Here is an 18,489-nt window from a genome sequence, read left to right on the forward strand (position 1 = left end):
TTACCTAGTTGCAATCCACAATACAAAACACCCCAACAGCATTGAGCCCTTGGGGTGTTTTGTTGCACAGACTACTGCCTGCGCTATGCCGTTTGAGTTTAGCCCAGCAACAGCTTGTTCACGCGCTTCACGAACGCTGCAGGATCTTCTACCTGCGCACCTTCAGCCAACAAGGCTTGATCCAGCAATACCAACGCCAAATCTTCAAACTGGCTGTCATCAGCAGATTGCAGACGTGCTGCAAAAGCGTGCTCAGGGTTCAATTCCAAAATAGGTCTGACGGTTGGTACTTCTTGACCAGCAGCTTGCAGCATACGAATCAGGTGTGGGCTGAGTTCGTTCTCATCCACCACCACACACGCTGGGGAATCCACCAAACGGGATGTCACACGTACTTCTTTCACCTTGTCGCCCAGCGCTGTTTGCAGACGCTCAACCAAAGGTTTGAAGTTTTCAGCGACTTCTTCCTGATGTTTTTTCTCGGCTTCGTCTTCTAGGCTTGCCAAGTCTAAACCGCCCTTAGCCACCGATACCAACGCCTTACCCTCAAACTCGTGCAGGTAAGACAACATCCATTCGTCTACGCGGTCAGACATCAGCAATACTTCGATGCCTTTTTTGCGGAACACTTCCAAGTGTGGACTGTTCGCTGCTGCGGTGTATGAATCAGCCGTGACGTAGTAAATCTTGTCTTGGCCTTCTTTCATGCGAGAAATGTAATCGGCAAACGAAACATCTTGCGCAGCGCTGTTGTTGTGGGTTGAGGCAAAACGCAGCAAAGCAGCGATTTTCTCTTTGTTGCCCTGATCTTCGCCAACGCCCTCTTTCAGCACTTGGCCAAAGTTAGTCCAGAATTCAGCGTATTCCTCTTTACGGTTTTCAGCCAAATCTTCCAGCAACACCAGCAATCTACGAGTATTACCTTCGCGGATTGCCCGTACATCACGGCTTTCTTGCAGAATTTCACGCGATACGTTCAGCGGCAAATCAGCAGAATCCACCACACCGCGCACAAAGCGCAGGTAGTTAGGCAGCAACTGATCCGCGTCATCCATGATGAATACGCGTTTTACGTACAGCTTCACGCCATGCTTGGCATCGCGGTCCCACAAATCAAAGGCGGCGTGCTTAGGCACATACAACAATTGCGTGTACTCGCTGCGGCCTTCCACACGGTTATGTGTCCATGCCAGCGGGTTTTCGTAATCGTGGGCGATATGTTTGTAGAACTCTTGGTACTGTTCGTCAGAGATCTCATTGCGGGAACGCGTCCACAGCGCATTGGCTTGGTTAACAGTTTCCCAATCGTTCAGTGTGATTTGCTTGGATTCTTTCTCGTCCCACTCTTCTTTGAGCATTTGTACTGGCAAAGAAATGTGATCGGAATAACGGCGCAACACAGCGCGCAAACGCCAACCGTCTAGGAACTCTTCGGCGTCATCACGCAGGTACAGGGTAACGGAAGTACCGTGATCGGCTTTCTCGGCCGGGCTTACTGTGAATTCGCCCAAACCTTCGGACTCCCACAGCACACCTTCGGTTTCAGCATCGCCAGCGCGACGTGACAATACCGATACTTTGTTCGCCACAATAAAGGAGGAGTAGAAACCCACCCCAAACTGACCAATCAACTGGGCATCTTTTTGTTTGTCGCCAGTCAGTTGGGTAAAGAATTCTTTGGTGCCGGAGCGTGCGATAGTACCTAAGTTGGCAATCGCTTCTTCGCGGTTCATACCAATACCATTATCGCTAATGGTCAGTGTTTTACCTTCTTTGTCGTAGGTAACACGTATACGTAGTTCGCTGCTGCCTTCCAACAGCTCTTGGCGATCAATCGCTTCGAAGCGCAACTTATCGCAAGCATCTGACGCGTTGGATACCAATTCGCGCAGAAAAATCTCTTTGTTGCTATACAGCGAGTGAATCATCAACTGCAGCAACTGCTTGACCTCGGTTTGAAAACCTAGGGTTTCGGCTGCCTGAACATTATTCTCGGTTTGGCTCATGGTTACGTATTTACTCAGTTGTCATCAACAAGCTATAGCGGCTTTCGCCACCAGCGCATTAATCTCTTAGTTGGGGACGGCTACGTAAATATCAAGAGCCATAGTGTTACACCCTTTCCAGATAGCGCTGATACGCCTGCGTAGCAACGCTTTGCACATCAAAGCTGCGGGCGAGTTCTATATGCTCCAACTGGCTCAAATCAAACCATTTGGCCTCTAAGGCATCGTCGCCTGCACACGCCTCACCACCCAGCCATTTGCACGCCACAGCGATCAGAATATAGTGCTGACGCAGCTCGCCTGCACTGTCTATATCGTGTGCATCCACCGCAGTCACCACCTGCAAGGCTTCAGCCTGTACAGCTGCTTCTTCCATGATTTCACGTTGTGTCGCCTCTAATATGGGCTCCCCAAAATCAATCTTGCCGCCAGGGAAACTCCACCGCCCTATATCGGGAGCATTACGTCGCCGTATCAACAAAACCTGATTATCTTTACACACCACACCCAACGTCGCGGGTATAGGCCTACGCACAAGCGTCGCAGGGGTTTCTACGGTAGGGGTTATGCTCATTTATCGTTAGTCCTTACTCTTACAGCCTGACGTAGTCGCCAAACCCTAGAACAGTATCACCACTACGCCGTTTCTGCCCGCTATAACCTTAGTGACGGCCTGTTCAGCGAAATCGCGATTCTTATCACTCTGGACACCTGAATTCCTCTACAACGAGCTACCCACAGGCTAAAACAGGCTCTTTTTGAAGAAAAATGAAATATTTTGAATTTAGTACTTGATCATCTTCAAATTCGAGGTATAATTCTTTTCTTTCCTAGCACATGTTTCCAACGAAACATCCACGCCTAGAAGTTGCCCGGGTGGTGGAATTGGTAGACGCGTCGGACTCAAAATCCGATACCGAAAGGTGTGCCGGTTCGATTCCGGCCCCGGGCACCAAGAACACTAAAAAAAGACCGCTTTTTAAGCGGTCTTTTTTTGTATGTAGCCCCCCTTTAGTACTAGGGGGAAGCTATACATACAACTCATAGCGCCATTTGCAATTGCCGCTTCACTGCTTTTGCAGTTCTGTACGCCTCCAGACGAATCTCACGTAACTGGCCACTAAGCGGGTTCACTTGCCCCAGACAATATAAGCCGTACTTTTGAAACTCCAAGCCCGCTTCTTTAGCCTGTTGCCAATCGGCTGGTATTACATGCCCTGGAATACTCACCAATTCATCCAATTGCGATTGAAACCCAGTTGCTGCCACAATTAAATCTGGCGTAAAGCACATTGTGTCCTTAACGTGCCCCCCCACCTGCGACCTCATTTCAACCTCATTACCTTTTATAGACTGCACAGGCCCCACTACCTTAATACGACCGTTACGTAGCGCATGCGCAAAGGGTGTATATAAGGTTGGCGTAACCCGTGTACGTGCAAAGTTTTGTGTCAAGCTGCCAGTAGGCAACGGCAACCCATAAGCACTGAGATCACCCACGAAGTGACGCTGTAACCATGCCAGCGCAACGTCTGTCACCCTATAAGGTAATTTACCCAACAACACACCCAAGGCTGGTAACGGAACACCATATATACTTTTAGGTAGTATATAAGGAGGCGTACGTACCGAAATAATCACTTCCTCTGCATGCTCAGCAAGTCTACTGGCAATCTCAGCCCCAGAGTTCCCACTGCCCACCACCAACACACGTTTACCTTGATGCTCTTGTGCACTAGTAAACCGTGAAGAGTGCACAATTTCAGCAGTACAACTTCCCAAACCCGGCCATTCAGGAATCCGGGGCTTACCTGCTGCCCCAGTAGCTAGCACCACTATGCGAGCCGCTATAGACTCTCCCGTATCCGTTACGACCGACCACCGCAATAGCGCAGGATCATAAACCACACGTTGCACATGCACCCCGGTATTGACACTAAAGCCACCACGCTCTGGTATGCGCGCCAACATCTGCGCCACTTCCTCTTTTCCAGGCCACGCTCCTGCAAACTTTGAAAATGAGCCTCCTGGCAAACGAGAAAAAAAACGACTAGTATTTAATCGCAATCCCTCATAGTGATTCCGCCATACATCACCCACTTGAAGCGATCGCTCTAGTACTACCGGCTGAATACCCTGACGCCGTAATGTGTATGCAGCACTTAACCCCGCAGGCCCTCCCCCTACAATGACGACCTCGTGAACGCTAGTCATGGCTCAATCGCCTTCACAGCTGTATGCAGCACGTCGACCTTTAACGGTACAGGCCGCAAAATGGTGTCAGGAATTGGCGCAGTAGGTAGTAACTTATTAAGTAAAGCATCTACTTTGTCTTGTGGTGCATCAGTCTGTATATTGACGTCTACCTGAATACTCTCAAAACCTGGGTATCCTTTTTCCACACCATAAGCCGCACGGAAGTTAACTCTTCCACTGACATTGACCGTAAGTTGGTGTACACGTATACCAGCCGCCGATAATCCACCTACATAGGTTGCAGTAAGGCAATGCCCTACCGCCGCCAATAATAAGTCTTGTGGCGTTGCACCCGCCCCTTGTCCACCGTATACAGCAGGCTCATCGCCTTGCAGTGACACGCCCCCTGACAACACCGCCTCGGTACGGTAACCAGATTGCCAGAGCACTGTTGCTTTATAAGTAGGCTTAGCCACGTCCCCCTCTGGATCTATACGCATCTGTTCTTGGGCTCGTCTTACTGTTTGCGTATCTATACCGTTTAAGGGACTAGCGCCGTTAAGCGTCGTGTGAGTATTCGTAGTCATATAATCAATTGAGTCTTTGTAAAAATAAAATCGCTAAATGCTGTTGACGTTAACCGTCAATAATCCGAAGCTTTAACTCTGCTCAGCAAACAGCATTTCATGCTCCAGAAAACGATCTAAACGCTGATGTAGCGTTCTAAAATCTGGATGATCAGGGTCACGCGGATAAGCCAAGTCCACATCAATCACTTCTGCAATATGTCCACTAGGCTGACTGGCCATCAGTACAATTCTGCTGCCTAACATCAAAGCCTCAGACAAGTCGTGAGTGACCATCAGAACGGTCGCATTAGTTACATGCCACGCCTTCAACAAGTACTGCTGCATTAAGCGTCGCGTTTGCGTGTCCAAAGCAGAAAAGGGCTCATCTAGCATCATGAGTCGCGGCTTAAGAGCAATACTTCTTGCCAGCGCCACCCTCTGCCGCATACCTCCTGACAGTTGCGCTGGAAAGCGATCATGCAGTGCACCCAAACCTACTTGCTCCAGCAATTCACGTGCGTGCTGACGCGCATCCACACGTGCTATTCCTTGATTCTCCAAAGGAAAACTAATGTTTTCCTGAGCAGTCATCCACGGGAACAAATTGTTATGCTGAAAAATAAATGCACACTGTTGTGCTGGTTGTTGTAGCACTGCACCGTCATGTAAAACTTGCCCGCTATCTGGCACATCTAGGCCAGCCGCCAGATTGAGTAGCGTGGTCTTACCACAACCACTACGCCCTAAAAGCACAGTCAAACTACCCGCCTCTATCGTCAGTGCCTCGGCCTCAATCGCGGCTGCTGCTCCAAAGCTTTTACGAACAGACATAAACTCCAGCTGTAAGCCTGTTGAGCGAGTGAATAATTCAGTACTCATTGTGGCCACCACATCACCCAACGACTAAACGCCATCAAAAGCCTATCCACAAGAAACCCAATCATGCCTATAGCAAAGATGCCCAACATCACCATTTTCATATTGAACATTTGCTGCGCCATGATGATGACGTAACCCAAACCAGAGTTCAGACCCGCCATTTCTCCTGCCAGTACCGCCATCCATGCACCGAAGAAACTCATCCTGACTGTAGTCATCGCGCTGGGAGCAATCGCAGGCAATAAAATACGTCGCCACAGCCGTAATCGCGAAGTACCCAAGTTATGTGCAATACGCAAGTACTCGACGGGGACATTACGCAAAGCGGCTATTAGCGATAAGGTCATGGCACCCACTACAGTAATAAACACAATAAACACCGCTGCAGGCCCACCTATACCTATTACAGCTATCGTGAATGGGATCCAAGCAACGGGAGCAATAGGCGCTAGCGATTGCACAATAGGCATAATCAATCTCGCTAACCACACCGACTCAATCACAAGTAGCGCTAGACAAGAGGCGGCTACAATCCCCGCTGACATACCTATGCCCACGCGGAGCAAGGTATCTACGATGGCCTGAAACAGGCTGATACGCTGCATACCAAAGCCTAATGAAGCCTCGCCGGACAACAAATAAGGAATCGTTTCACTGGGTGGTGGCAAAATGCGTGGGTTTAGCCAACCTTGCCATGCTCCTAGCTCCCACACGGCAATAATCAACAACCACGCTAATCCGAACCAAACCAGCTCATTAAGAACACGTAGCAGTTGGCCACGTCTTTGCAGCGCCACAACCATTGGTGATGTATGCGACTTGCCTGTTTTCTCTGACACTACGTCCTGCTGCGAGACTGCGAGACTTGTGTGATGCACCGTACTCATATAGGTACCTATCTAAGACTTAGGCGGGTTGATGCCGCAAATCCAGCAACGCATCCACGTTGTCTTCTTTGAGGTAACCCAGCTCTACCAAATACCGCACACCTTTATGCAGTCCCTCTACACCAACAGGACTAATCACAGGGTTAGGAAACTGCCGCTTCAAAGCCACGCGCAACACATCTTTAGGGGCACCATAGATAGGCTGCAAATCGTCTAACGCATTCTCGTAATCACTACTCAGCAGATCAGCAGAACGTTGCAACACCCCCAAATAAGTAGCCAATGCATCCGCTCGTTGATTACTGGTAGCCTCTTTGGTAGTAATCACACAATCCGCCGCCTCTGGCCCCCACACCGAGTTAGAGTCAGTTAAGTACACTCCGCCTGCTTCACTCACGACACTTTGCGCATAGGGTTGGGCCAATGTGCACACATCCACTCGGGCATTCGCTATAGCTTCACCCATACCCACCATGCTATTGAAAAATGTCATGTCATAGTCGTCATACGACTTTCCATGATTAGAGAGGGTGCCGTAACCCACTAACTCCAAGGTATCTAACCGCAAAGTCCCTATACGCAGCCCTGTACCAGCCTTAGCGATAAGCTCTTCTACACTGTTAACGGACCCCTTCCGAGCGACAAGCTCAATCCCCGCTTGCCCTGAACCACCGATAATACGTAGGTGCTTCGCCCCTTCTGCGTGCGCTGCCACGCTCATCGTCCAAGGGCCATGCATCAAATCAATGCTATTCGCCTCCAACGCTTGAGTCGCCTCACCTGGGCCATTAAATTGGTTCAGCTCTACTGTTAAGCCCGCTTCTTGAAAAAGACCACGTGCTTTCGCTAACAATACGTGCGACACACACCCAGCAGGCATATGTCCAACACGGATCAACTCCCCCCCTGCTGCAGCCTCTGCACGCGTAGCTGCTGCTAACAACGCAGAGCCCGCTAATCCGGTCGTCAGAACGGCGCAGCCACAACCACATAAAAATTGACGTCGCGATACTGAGGTAAGCGTACTCTGTGCATCCAACGATGCATGTAGCGAATTGAGTTGACGAAAACGCGATAGAAAAGAAGGCATAATGACTCTCTTTTAATAAGTAGACCGATCGGTCTTATGATGAGAGTCATTTTATCTAGCGTTTTTTTTGTCAGTTATATTGTTTTGTAGGTTGTTTATTACCAAGCAGCCAACAGGCTTTGCGCCATACGTTGAGCCGTACGTGCAGACTCTGGTCGACCAGAAACCATGGCCGACACAATAGAGCCGTCAATCAATAAACACCACTGCTCAGCGACCTCCTCCGGCTGCTCCAGACCTGCAGTTTTCGCTAAACCGAACACGCGTTCACGCACCAACTGCAAGTGTGTATGTGCATACGGAGCCACCCAACTCAGTTCTTTATCATGCTCTGCTACAGCATTAATAAAGATACAACCATAAAAGCTTGGGCTACTAAACCATTCATACAACAGGTCAAACAAACACAACATTTGTGTCTGCGAGTGTGGCGACAATGCTGGCAAGTCTATGTCAAACCAGTCAAACCACATCTTCGCTTCTCGCTCAAATACGGCTCTTAGTAAATTTTCTTTTGAACCAAAGTGTTCATATAACGTACGTCTAGCTACCTTCGACTCTTCGATAATGCGCGCCACTCCAGTTGCATGGATACCATTTTTACAAAATAGCTCTCTCGCCGTATTCAACAACCGTTCGTGGACTGTACCGCCAGCGGGTGTAGTTATAGTTTGCACTGCAGGTAAATCCTCCACCAATGACTCCTACCTTGTAACTACTCCTAATGCTTACGTTATCGTCACACTAGGGTATTAGATGAACGCTCATTTTACCTGCGCAGCCACAGATTGCCTTAAGCATTAACTACGCAGTTAGAGACAGCCTCTTTTACCGTTATGGACACTGTCTACACACTCAAACCGTCCATCCACTCTCTAACCACTAAAAATCAGCTAAGCTTGGCTCGCTTCGCTATTTTTATCCGTAAGGCTTACTCACATGACCGCTTCTGCATCTATCCCCACCGTTCGCATTGCTCTGGAATGGTATTTGAACCCTGATCACCTACCCCTGCTGCACGCACAAGCTGAAGCTCGTCGCGACGGTGCTCTGAATATTGAGTTGGTGGTGCCGGATGATCACTACGACGGTTTTGCCGCGTTGGCTGAGGGTGAGGTAGAAGCGGTAGTCAACGAGCCGTTGCACCTGATTGAAAAACACGAAGAAGAGGTTGCTCTGCAATCGCTAGGTACGTTTTTCCACACAGACGGTGGCGTGCTGATTACGCATGCGGCGCAAGCTACGTTAAAAGCAGGCGGCTCTATTCGCGTTGCCTCGCCAGTATCCAACCCTGTGACTGATGGCTTGTGCCAGAACATTTTGGTGGGCTGGATGCGCAAGCAATCCATCACCGTTAAGCCAGAGCAAATCTCGGTATACGAAGCTGGTTTTGATCACATCGACAATCTGCAAAAAGGCGCGGACGCCGCGTGGCTAGCCTTTGCCAACATTGAAGGTGTGCATGCCAAATTATTGGGTCTACCACTTGATCTGTGCCGCACCAGCGATGGTGATGTACCTGGATTTTCTGCATTGGAATTAATTGTGGATCGCAACGCCGATGTCACCACCAAAAACAACCTACAAACACTAGTTCATTATTTGGACAAGGCTGTAGTCGCCCTAAAAGCTGATCCTAAAGCTGCTCTGGAACTGTGGTACAGCACTAGTGGTGAAGCTCCTTCAGACTTAACTCACGCCATGGTGGACGACACGCTAACCCGTTTTGTCGCTCCCGTGAAGGCCGATGCCGCACGTTGGCAGCCTATTTGGGACTACATGCGCACCCACGGTTCTGATGTTGTAGACGCCCCTACTTTTACAGAGATTTTCCGCTGATTTCCCTCTCGTTATATACCAACGTAAGCCCTGAAACCCTTACGTTGGTTACCCTTTAGCTAAACAGCGGCATTTGCTCTGAGGTACACTACCAGCTATAAAAAAACGGCTTAGGCCACTATAGTTAGGCATTTTTGATGCCTGGTTAACCTTCCTCCACAGCATGCAATGAGCAATTTTTCCGCCATCAATGAGTTTATCGCCGCACGTGAATACTGGCCCGGCGACCAAGCAGCTCATCACCACTACATCCTCACCCTATTTGGTTTGTATGGTCGCCCGGCGGGAAAACCCATTCCTGTCTCTGCCATTGTGCGCTTATTGGCCGAGCTAGGCTCTGAGCCATCTAGTATTCGCTCCTCAATTTCTAGACTAAAAAAACGCGGTGTACTCACCAGCAAACGCAGCAAAGCTGGTAGCAGCTACGCTTTGGCAGAAAGCCTTGAGCCACACATGCAAGCGGGTGATAGTAGGATTTTCTCTCCCGTATCGGCCAGCATTGGCGATCCGTGGTTACTGGTGTCCTTTTCCGTGCCAGAAAGCGAGCGCAAAAACCGCCATATTATCCGTTCAGGTCTGACCAAAATGGGTTTTGGCTCGGTGTCTGCGGGCTTATATATTGGCCCCGCACGCTTGCAAAAAGAAGCCTCGGAATACATACAGGAATACCAACTGTGGGCGTACGTAGACTTTTTTGTCTGTGAGGTCAGTGGCATCATGGATGCCCAGCAGAAAGTCAGCCAATGGTGGGACTTACGCAGTTTGGCCACGGAATACGCGAATTTCGTAGAGCTGTATGAGCCCGTGCTAAAAAAATGGCAGCGCCACTTTTTACAGGGCCGCACTGAAACCGCACAAAGCGCGTTTGCGGACTATGTTCCTATGGTCACGCAATGGCGTAGATTGCCATTTTTAGACCCCGGCCTTCCTGCCGAATTACTACCCGAAAACTGGATTGGCATTAAAGCCAGCAAGCTGTTTAACGACTTGCATCGTCTGCTCAAACCCCTGTCTGAGCAATACGTCTTGATGACGTTTGAGAACCCATAAAAAACGCAGTGGTGAAGCACGCTTTTACGATGCCCCACCACTGCGAACCCACCCACATCAATCATTGCTGTCGTTACACACAACCGTGTTTAACGAAGTCCACCACCTCACCAATCAACGCCGTTGATAGCGCCTCGAATCGCCCTTTATCAAAGCCCGCCATCATAGGGGCGTTTTGCCACGCCTCTAGATTTCCGAACTGAAACGGCAAATCAAAACAGTGACCGCTGTGCACATCAGGCTGATGACTTTCTATGCTGAAATGCGTCATTTTCACTGGACTTTTTTTTGCCTGTAAGGCGGCGGCATACTGCTCAGGAAATCGCTGAAATTGCTGCCATGATGACGCTGCTACCAATTGCCGGTACGGTGATAGACCAGAATCCACTCCAGCAAATGCACCGTTTTTTATCAGCACTGCAGGCAAATCACTCACTGGCCATTGCGACAGCACCGCATCCACCTGCTCTTGGGTAGCATCACGTTGCGCTGGCACATTAAAGAAGAACGTCGCCGACTCATCGGCCACATGACGCACATACACCGCTTCAGCATGACACGCCTCTGCCGCCCACGTAGCATCCAATAAATGCTCAGGAAAGGCCGCACTGGCTACCGGTAAAAATGCGGCTGGCGCATGCGCCAACTGCACCTGTTTTTGTGCCACCACAGCGATGCTGGTTTTCAATAACTCATCCAGTGGAGCAGTGTGCACATTGCCGTTTAACGCAGCATCTACCTTGTGCGTCATTTCTGCCTGATACGCAGGTGTCCATGCCGTGCGCGTCCCCATGCTCAATATGGCCACTCGCTTTAACCACCCTTGGGTATACGGCAATACCGACAACAAATGCGCATACCACCCACCGGATGACTGCCCCATCACCGTCAGATTGCTCGCGTCACCACCACAGTGTGCGATGTGCTGGCGCACCCATTGCAGCGCCAGCACTAAATCGGCGGCAGGCAAAGGTAGCTCATGCGCATTCGCCGAACCTAAATGCCCCAATGCACCTAGCCGGTAATTCACATTAACCACCACCACGCCTTGCGCTGCCAATTTACTGCCGTCATACCAGCGCGTCGTGCCGCCACCCGTCATCCAGGCACCACCATGAATAAAGAACAACACAGGCAGACCTTTAGCCTGCTCAGGTGCCCAGATATTCAGGAAGAAGGCATCTTCCGATTGCGGATTACCCTCTTCTGCCCCCATCACTGCCGCTAGCCTACTGGGCAACTGCGGGAAAATGGGGACGTCGCGCTGCTGCTGTACCGCTAAGCGGCCAGTTGCAGACTGCGACGGCATGAACCTGCCCGGTGCTTGAGCATAACGCAGGCCGTACCACCCCAATACGGTAGTGCCATCCACCGATAAGGTGGTGGTTGGCACATGTAAGTCCATCACACTCATGGCATTACAGCTTGTTGGAAATGTATGGCGTACCTGTCAACGCATTACCGTGCAGCTCGTACCCCATAGGCGCGGTAATAGATGCATGGCGTGTACCCGTATTAATGTCACGCCACATACGGCCCAACACACTGTTTTCCGCAAACGATGCAGTGCCGTGCAACCAGCACAACTCATTCACCGCATCCACCAATTCATGACCCGCATGGCCAATACCACCACGTTGACGTGCGCGCTCTTCCAATGGCATAGGCACAGAACCTGATGCCGCCGCATCCACCGCCGCAGCAGTACGCTCTAACAGCATACGAGCACCATCAATTTGCGCGCTGGCCGCACCCAAATTCTGCACAAACGCCCCAGAATCAGTTTGCTTGGTGTAGTGCGTGTACGTGATGCCGCGCTTATTTGCGACGCCACGTGTGAAGTCCAACGCTGCATACGCGGCACCCAATGACGGCGCTTGAATGGTGGTGGACATGGTTAAGTGCGGGGTCAATCTACGGCCAAAAGTAGCGTGAGGATCTTTTTCTGGCACATCACCCATCAAGGCCTCAAACGTAATCACACGATCTTTGGGTACCCAGAGATTTTCCGCAATCATGGTGTTAGAACCCGATCCACGCATACCGATGGTGAACCACGTGTCATGAATCTCAAATTCATCGCGCCGCATCAGCACAAAGCCCACCTTAGGCGGCTGATGATCCATGCCATTTTCATCTTTGATAAACAAGATACCCAACGCCCACTCAGAGTGATTGCTGTTGGAGGCAAAGGGCCATTTGCCTTGAATTTTCCATCCATCGCCCTCTGGCGTTGCAGTACCTTGCGGCTGTGCAAAAATCGAGGCTGAACGTATAGGGCCGTTCGCAAACACCTCGTCTAATACCGCGTCACCAAAACGGTTCATCAACATCACGGAACCGTTAGAAATCACCACACACCATGCTGCCGCTGGGTCGTAATACCCCACAGTACGTGCCACCTCCAACAGCATGGAGGCCCCACCCTCAAAACCACCGTAACGCTTCAATGCCGAAATACGCCATGCGCCAGTTTCCTCTAGCGCAGCAACCGTCTCGGTAGGCAGCAAGCGATTACGGTCAGCGATGATGGCCTGTTCACGCAGAAAAGGGCCGATCTGATGAATACGCTCTACCACTTCCGCTGTTTGCTCATAGCTAGGAGGCAGCGAAACCACCTCACGATTGTTATCCACGATCACAGACATGACTATCCTTTATTTTTTATTTGTTGATTCAAATTGACTACGATCGTCATGGTATAGCAACAAATATTCACGCACAACATTACGCAAGATAGTGGTTTTCCCCTAATAAACTCGAAAACAAACCTGTAAACCCACGCACTGAAGCACTATCGTTTTCCCTATGAATATTGCAAATAACAAATGATCGTTTAATATTTGCACCATACAAAATTTTAGAGTTCAACCTTAGCTCTTCCTTCAAGGAGGACCTGTATGTCCAGCACCATGAGCTTCAATCAAAAAGAATTGCGCGAGGCGTTCAGCCATTTCCCCTCTGGCGTCACTGCCATTGCCGCACTACACGAAGGCCAACGTCATGTGATCGTGGCCTCTAGCTTTTCCGTGGGCGTATCACTAGACCCGCCATTAGCCGCATTTTTTGTACAACGCGGCTCGTCCACATGGCCCTTGTTGGCGCAAGCACAGCGCATAGGTGTATCGGTACTCAATGCCGAGCACTCTCTGATTTGCCGACAACTGGCCAGCGCCGACAAAGCCGCCCGCTTTGAGGGCATAGGCGAACACACTACTGAGCACGGTGCGATACGCATCCCCGATGCACCAGTTTGGTTTGACTGCACCGTCCACGACGTGCACCCCGCAGGTGATCACTTAGCCGTTCAACTACGTATTCACGATCTGCACATACAACAACAGTCCGCTCCCTTGGTATTTCACCAATCACGCTTTACTAGCCTGAGCCCTTGCCACGCGTGAAGCGCGCACTGCCATACGGCAGTCATTCATGACTGCACCACCTTGTCACACACCCACAGCCCAAAGGATCAACACATGCACGCCGAACGTATAGAAGGCAAATGGATCGCCGATTTCGTAGAAGTTTTTCAGCTCTGCAAAGTCAAACCCGGTGAGGTCGCAGCGATCTTGTCGGAAACCCAATCTCGCCCCTTGTTAGCCGACTTAGCCGAACTGGCTCTGACGCAATTAGGGCTGGAGGTTTTTCATGTGCGTTTGCCGTCGCCTCGTATTCAAGAGGCTGTGCCACTGCGTTCTACGGGCACATCGTTAGCCATCAAAGGCTTGGAGCCCGTTATCCAAGCGCTGTCTAACAGTCAATTCATTGTGGATTGCACGGTAGAGGGCTTACTGCACTCGGTAGAACGCAACGCTCTGCTGTCTAAAGGCGCTCGAATCATGATGATCAGCAATGAGCATCCAGAAATTCTTGAGCGCGTAAAACCCAGTGTGGAAACGCATAGAAAAAGCATGATTGGTGGCCAGTTGATCACAGCAGCATCCACCATGCGCGTGACCTCCGAAGCCGGCACCGACCTGACCGTAGACCTTAGCAACGTACAGGGCCGAGGCAGTGCTGGTATTGCTGACCAACCAGGCAGTTTCGGTTACTGGCCAGCAGGCTTATGCATCTGCTACCCCAGCAATGGCAGCGTCAACGGCACCATTGTGTTGGACCGTGGTGATCTGAATCTGACCTTCAAACGCTATCTGGAATCCCCAGTCATTTTCCACTTTGAAAATGACTTCATCACCCATATCGAAGGCAATGGTTTAGATGCCGAGCTGATTCGCTCGTACTACGCCAACTGGCAAGAACGCGAAGCCTACGCGATTAGTCACGTGGGCTGGGGGATGGCCAAAGGTGCTCGCTGGGATTCCATGGTCATGTACGACAAACGCGATACCAACGGTACTGAACAGCGTGCGTTTGCCGGCAACTTCTTGTTTTCCACTGGTGCCAACCCCGCAGCCGGACGCTTTACGTCGTGCCACTTTGACTACCCTATGCGCAACTGCACCATCAGTTTGGATGGCAACGTCGTGGTAGAGAAAGGCGTTCTACAGGGTAAGCTTGCATAATGGCCGCCCCACAACTGATACGCGTAATCAGTCTGACCAAAAGACCTGCCGGCCACACGCCGGTGGCCTTTTGGCAGCAACAGCGAGCGCGAGAAAACGACACCAACTGGTGTGCCGCGTTACAGCAATCTGGCTGTGTCATGTGGACACAATCCCAACCCATAGACACCGAATATACCGCTCAAGACCCTGTAGCTGACTGGGTAGATGAATACGACTTTACCGATATAGCCAACGCAGAACTATGGCGTCGCTGGTTGCTCGCCCACACCCCTGGTGCACTGACAGCATTAACCGATGTGGTCATTGCCAAAGCCTGCCCCGCACACCTTAGCCTCAACACTCTCACACGCGTTTTACGCTTCGCCAAAAAACGGGAGGACCTCACCACCTCACAATTTAGACACTACTGGAAAGACTCCCACGCCCCCATTGCCTGTGCCAGCCCTTTTCTCAGCCACTACGTGCAATTGCACGTCAACGATTGTGAGTACCAACAGCAGCCACCCGAATGGGATGGTTTCACCTTGTCTTGCTTCACCACCATAGAGGACATTTCTGCCCACGCTCAACACCCTGCCGGTGCTGAGGCCGCAAAAGACACACAACACTTTCTTAGCCCCGCCCCTTCCCCTCGCCTCATCATTCAATGCGCGGCGACCATACAACCAACCTAAGCCATAACCACTACAAAAAGAGCAACAACATGACCAAACCACAAGATCAGGGTCAAACGAAGGCAGACAACAGAAAAGTCATACTGGGCGTAGGCGTAGGCAATGCCCTAGAGTGGTACGACTGGACCGCCTACACCATTTTCGCATCCTATTTTTCACGACAGTTTTTCCACAGCGACGATGCCCTTACCTCGCTTTTAGGAGCAATGGCCGTCTTTGCCGTGGGCTTCTTTATGCGCCCTTTGGGCAGCATATTTTTCGGCTGGTTGGCCGATAGAAAAGGCCGTCGATCCTCGATGACACTTGCCATGCTCATCACGGCTGGCGGTAGTTTATTAATTGGTATTTCACCCACCTATGACACCATAGGCCCAGCCGCTGCATTCTTCTTATTGATAGGACGTTTGCTGCAAGGTATAGGCCACGGTGGCGAGGTAGTGTCCTCCTTTACCTATGTGACCGAAATGGCACCAGCGGCCAAACGCGGCTTATGGTCATCGTCGGTGTTTATTTTCGTGACCGTTGGCGTATTGGCTGCAGTGCTATTAAGCGCCACCTTGACCTCTACCCTAGGCCCTGAGCAAGTCTATGCGTGGGCATGGCGAGTACCCTTCATTATTGGCGGTTTGCTGGGTATTTACGCGATTTATCTGCGTAAAAAACTGGATGAAACCCCCATGTTTAAGGCCGAGAAAAAAGCAGCCAAAGCGCCACCTACGGGCAAACAGTTTTGGGCCGATGTCTGGCGCTATCGCAGTTCATGCATACGCGTATTCGCCTTGTCTGCCAGCGGCACAGTGCTGTATTACGTATGGGCCATCATGGCACCTACCTTTGCTATCTCATCCTTAAAAATGAACCCGGCATCCGTCATGTGGACAGGTGTGGGAGCCAACATATTCCTCATCTTCTGCTTGCTGTTCTGGGGCAAGATGTCAGATATTTTTGGCAGAAAGCTGAACTGGTATTTCTTCAGCATAGGCTCCATTGTGTGCATTATGCCGCTTACTATGATCTTCACAGGTGGCAACGGTGAAATCTGGCGCTTAGCGGTATTTATGGCAGGTGGCATGATATTAATTTCCGCCCCTACTGCCATCATGCCCGCGTTCTTCCCTGAGCAATTCCCTACGCATATTCGCGCTGTAGCAATGGGCATGCCCTATGCCATCTCAGGTGCTATTACCGGCGGTACCGCGCCTTATTTACAAGCATGGCTGTACTCTTTAAACAAAGCCTACATGTTTGATATTTACCTGATGGTGCTGTGCCTCTTAGCACTGATAGCCACCATCGTTTCGCCAGAAACCAAAGGCAAAGACTTAAACGACATCGCCTAAGTCGCACAGAGCTAACTCTCTACATGGCAACAAAAAACGCCCCATGTTGTCACACATGGGGCGTTTTATTTGGCTATTGCCTTACCACTTGTAGTTAAGATTCTCCATGCCGCTCATACCCTATGTAGCGCCTGATCCTTGCTTACGGATCAAGCGTGCTAATAACATGGTGCTGTTGCTACCCACTGCATCAAGACGCACGCCCAAACGGGACTGCACCCTATTGTTATGCTGAGCACCATAGCTAGTATCCTGCACTTCGCCATCATCACCCGACAAGCGACTATAGACTAACTGCGTTTTAGGTGTGATCAGCAGAGCGCTTTCTGGCGCATACTTCAAGCCATAGCCCACTTCAGCAACCACCTGCTACCAAACCTTGCTGGTTACGTTCACGCTCGTGGAAGCTGTGCGTAAATCAACTCAACGATGTGCTGCCAAGGACAGAGTACGGTTCAGTAAACATATAGCCTCATTTACTAACCGTAATTTTTATATCCCAATAAATATAAAGCATCCCTTGTACTTGTATACAGAAAACCCTAAATAATATAACAAGCAACATTTTATTTACTGAAAGCGATTAAGTTTTATCTATTTCAGGAATTTTTTCTTAAAAGAATAATTTATTTATACTTACAACACTATACATAAGAATTTATTAACGACTCCTTCTGGCTACAAATTTATCGTCATATTCAAAAAACTATTCTTGCTACATAAAAAAAGGCCACTACGCTGTAGTGGCCCGAGTCGGAGTTTTCTATTTACTTAATTTTCTGCAACCCTGGTACATCTTTCACCAGAGCTTGGTACGTTTCATCATCCATCTTCACAAACACGTAATTTTCATCTGGCTTAGTAAATCGAACCGCTATGACCTCATTACCTTTCATATACATCATAGTGTTGTAATGATCAGTTTCATTTACTTCTTCAGTTTTCTCTGGCTGACCATATTCTGATGTCTCGCGTTGGTAAGCATGCGACGTGAAGATATTATCCTTTTCATTAAACTCCCATCGGTAAAACTCTGTGTATTCGGACTTTGGCTTACCATTCTTCTCATCAATAGTAAGGTAATTAACCCCGATATGGTTTGGCATAAGCACAACCAGGTACAGAAAATCCACCTCGCCCTTATCACTTACCGCCCAAGCGCCATATAAGTCTTTAGTTTTGATTTCTTGCGCGACATTCGCACCATCTACAGCCCCATTATTCGCGCCGCCAATAGAGGACGTCAGCGAAGTCAACGTACTACACGATGCGAGCATGAAACTTGCGGCTATAGCCAGCAAACCTTTCTTGAATAATGTCATTTCCCACCCTCTGCATTTTGAATTCTCCATGCACAGCGAACGCTGGCACATAGCAAGAATAAAGCGTGGGCATTTTTGTTTAGTCACTAAGATGTGTCTAATCGTAAT

The 18,489-nt window shown here is 49.9% G+C and carries 18 protein-coding genes, 1 tRNA gene and 1 pseudogene; 7 read left to right on the forward strand and 13 right to left on the reverse strand.

Translation table 11 applies throughout. The features are described from left to right. Positions 1-98: 98 nt before the first annotated feature. Positions 99-2,006: a molecular chaperone HtpG gene (gene htpG / locus AC3QL0_RS14810; protein ID WP_493009162.1), complete on the reverse strand. Its 1,908-nt coding sequence runs from the start codon at positions 2,004-2,006 to the stop codon at positions 99-101. 106 nt (positions 2,007-2,112) lie between these two features. Beyond that, positions 2,113-2,580 (reverse strand): NUDIX hydrolase, encoded by a 468-nt coding sequence (locus AC3QL0_RS14815; RefSeq protein WP_493009163.1) that lies wholly within the window; start codon positions 2,578-2,580, stop codon positions 2,113-2,115. Positions 2,581-2,876: 296 nt separating this feature from the next. Here AC3QL0_RS14815 and AC3QL0_RS14820 point away from each other — a divergent pair. Beyond that, positions 2,877-2,961, forward strand: a tRNA-Leu gene (locus AC3QL0_RS14820). Positions 2,962-3,047: 86 nt separating this feature from the next. Here the strand turns inward: AC3QL0_RS14820 and AC3QL0_RS14825 are convergent. The 7 genes and pseudogenes from AC3QL0_RS14825 to AC3QL0_RS14855 form a co-directional block, all read right to left on the reverse strand. Then, positions 3,048-4,220, reverse strand: coding sequence for a flavin-containing monooxygenase (locus AC3QL0_RS14825; RefSeq protein ID WP_493009164.1), 1,173 nt, complete (start codon positions 4,218-4,220; stop codon positions 3,048-3,050). Then, positions 4,217-4,789, reverse strand: coding sequence for an OsmC family protein (locus tag AC3QL0_RS14830; protein WP_493009165.1), 573 nt, complete (start codon positions 4,787-4,789; stop codon positions 4,217-4,219). Before AC3QL0_RS14830 ends, AC3QL0_RS14825 begins: the two co-directional genes overlap by 4 nt. A gap of 72 nt (positions 4,790-4,861) precedes the next feature. Continuing rightward, positions 4,862-5,650, reverse strand: coding sequence for an ABC transporter ATP-binding protein (locus AC3QL0_RS14835; protein ID WP_493009166.1), 789 nt, complete (start codon positions 5,648-5,650; stop codon positions 4,862-4,864). Next, on the reverse strand, positions 5,647-6,537 hold the full coding sequence (locus tag AC3QL0_RS14840) for an ABC transporter permease (protein ID WP_493009167.1): 891 nt from the start codon (positions 6,535-6,537) through the stop codon (positions 5,647-5,649). Before AC3QL0_RS14840 ends, AC3QL0_RS14835 begins: the two co-directional genes overlap by 4 nt. A gap of 19 nt (positions 6,538-6,556) precedes the next feature. After that, a complete protein-coding gene (locus AC3QL0_RS14845; protein ID WP_493009168.1) occupies positions 6,557-7,627 on the reverse strand; it encodes an ABC transporter substrate-binding protein in 1,071 nt (356 codons plus the stop codon). A gap of 98 nt (positions 7,628-7,725) precedes the next feature. Further along, entirely contained in the window at positions 7,726-8,100 is a 375-nt protein-coding gene (locus AC3QL0_RS14850) for a hypothetical protein (protein ID WP_493011033.1), read from the reverse strand. Positions 8,101-8,130: 30 nt separating this feature from the next. Next, positions 8,131-8,322, reverse strand: a pseudogene (locus AC3QL0_RS14855) (helix-turn-helix domain-containing protein); the annotation flags it as partial. 244 nt (positions 8,323-8,566) lie between these two features. On the opposite strand from AC3QL0_RS14855, the gene AC3QL0_RS14860 reads away from it, so the two are divergent. Both AC3QL0_RS14860 and AC3QL0_RS14865 read left to right on the forward strand, forming a co-directional pair. Continuing rightward, entirely contained in the window at positions 8,567-9,466 is a 900-nt protein-coding gene (locus AC3QL0_RS14860) for an ABC transporter substrate-binding protein (protein ID WP_493009169.1), read from the forward strand. A gap of 168 nt (positions 9,467-9,634) precedes the next feature. After that, positions 9,635-10,516 carry a PaaX family transcriptional regulator gene (locus tag AC3QL0_RS14865; RefSeq protein ID WP_493009170.1) on the forward strand — a complete coding sequence of 294 codons (882 nt, stop codon included), beginning with the start codon at positions 9,635-9,637 and terminating at the stop codon, positions 10,514-10,516. Positions 10,517-10,589: 73 nt separating this feature from the next. On the opposite strand, the gene AC3QL0_RS14870 is transcribed toward AC3QL0_RS14865, so the two are convergent. Continuing rightward, positions 10,590-11,930 (reverse strand): carboxylesterase family protein, encoded by a 1,341-nt coding sequence (locus AC3QL0_RS14870; protein ID WP_493009171.1) that lies wholly within the window; start codon positions 11,928-11,930, stop codon positions 10,590-10,592. A 4-nt stretch (positions 11,931-11,934) separates the two neighbouring features. Further along, positions 11,935-13,164, reverse strand: a complete 1,230-nt coding sequence (locus AC3QL0_RS14875; RefSeq protein ID WP_493009172.1) for an acyl-CoA dehydrogenase family protein — start codon at positions 13,162-13,164, stop codon at positions 11,935-11,937. Positions 13,165-13,416: 252 nt separating this feature from the next. Here AC3QL0_RS14875 and AC3QL0_RS14880 point away from each other — a divergent pair, with 252 nt between their 5' ends. The 4 genes from AC3QL0_RS14880 to AC3QL0_RS14895 all read left to right on the forward strand — a co-directional run bounded on the left by AC3QL0_RS14880 (position 13,417) and on the right by AC3QL0_RS14895 (position 17,059). After that, entirely contained in the window at positions 13,417-13,920 is a 504-nt protein-coding gene (locus AC3QL0_RS14880; RefSeq protein ID WP_493009173.1) for a flavin reductase family protein, read from the forward strand. Positions 13,921-13,995: 75 nt separating this feature from the next. Next, positions 13,996-15,042 carry a 2,5-dihydroxypyridine 5,6-dioxygenase NicX family protein gene (locus AC3QL0_RS14885; RefSeq protein ID WP_493009174.1) on the forward strand — a complete coding sequence of 349 codons (1,047 nt, stop codon included), beginning with the start codon at positions 13,996-13,998 and terminating at the stop codon, positions 15,040-15,042. Further along, complete coding sequence (locus AC3QL0_RS14890; RefSeq protein WP_493009175.1) at positions 15,042-15,719, forward strand: EthD domain-containing protein; 678 nt, start codon at positions 15,042-15,044, stop codon at positions 15,717-15,719. Before AC3QL0_RS14885 ends, AC3QL0_RS14890 begins: the two co-directional genes overlap by 1 nt. A gap of 29 nt (positions 15,720-15,748) precedes the next feature. Beyond that, positions 15,749-17,059 (forward strand): MFS transporter, encoded by a 1,311-nt coding sequence (locus AC3QL0_RS14895; protein WP_493009176.1) that lies wholly within the window; start codon positions 15,749-15,751, stop codon positions 17,057-17,059. A gap of 120 nt (positions 17,060-17,179) precedes the next feature. Here the strand turns inward: AC3QL0_RS14895 and AC3QL0_RS14900 are convergent, their stop codons facing one another. After that, positions 17,180-17,425: an autotransporter domain-containing protein gene (locus AC3QL0_RS14900; protein WP_493009177.1), complete on the reverse strand. Its 246-nt coding sequence runs from the start codon at positions 17,423-17,425 to the stop codon at positions 17,180-17,182. A gap of 401 nt (positions 17,426-17,826) precedes the next feature. Further along, positions 17,827-18,381: a hypothetical protein gene (locus AC3QL0_RS14905; RefSeq protein ID WP_493009178.1), complete on the reverse strand. Its 555-nt coding sequence runs from the start codon at positions 18,379-18,381 to the stop codon at positions 17,827-17,829. Positions 18,382-18,489: the final 108 nt, after the last annotated feature.

The organism is Paenalcaligenes sp. GW821-LYS-B07-1, from assembly GCF_058803365.1.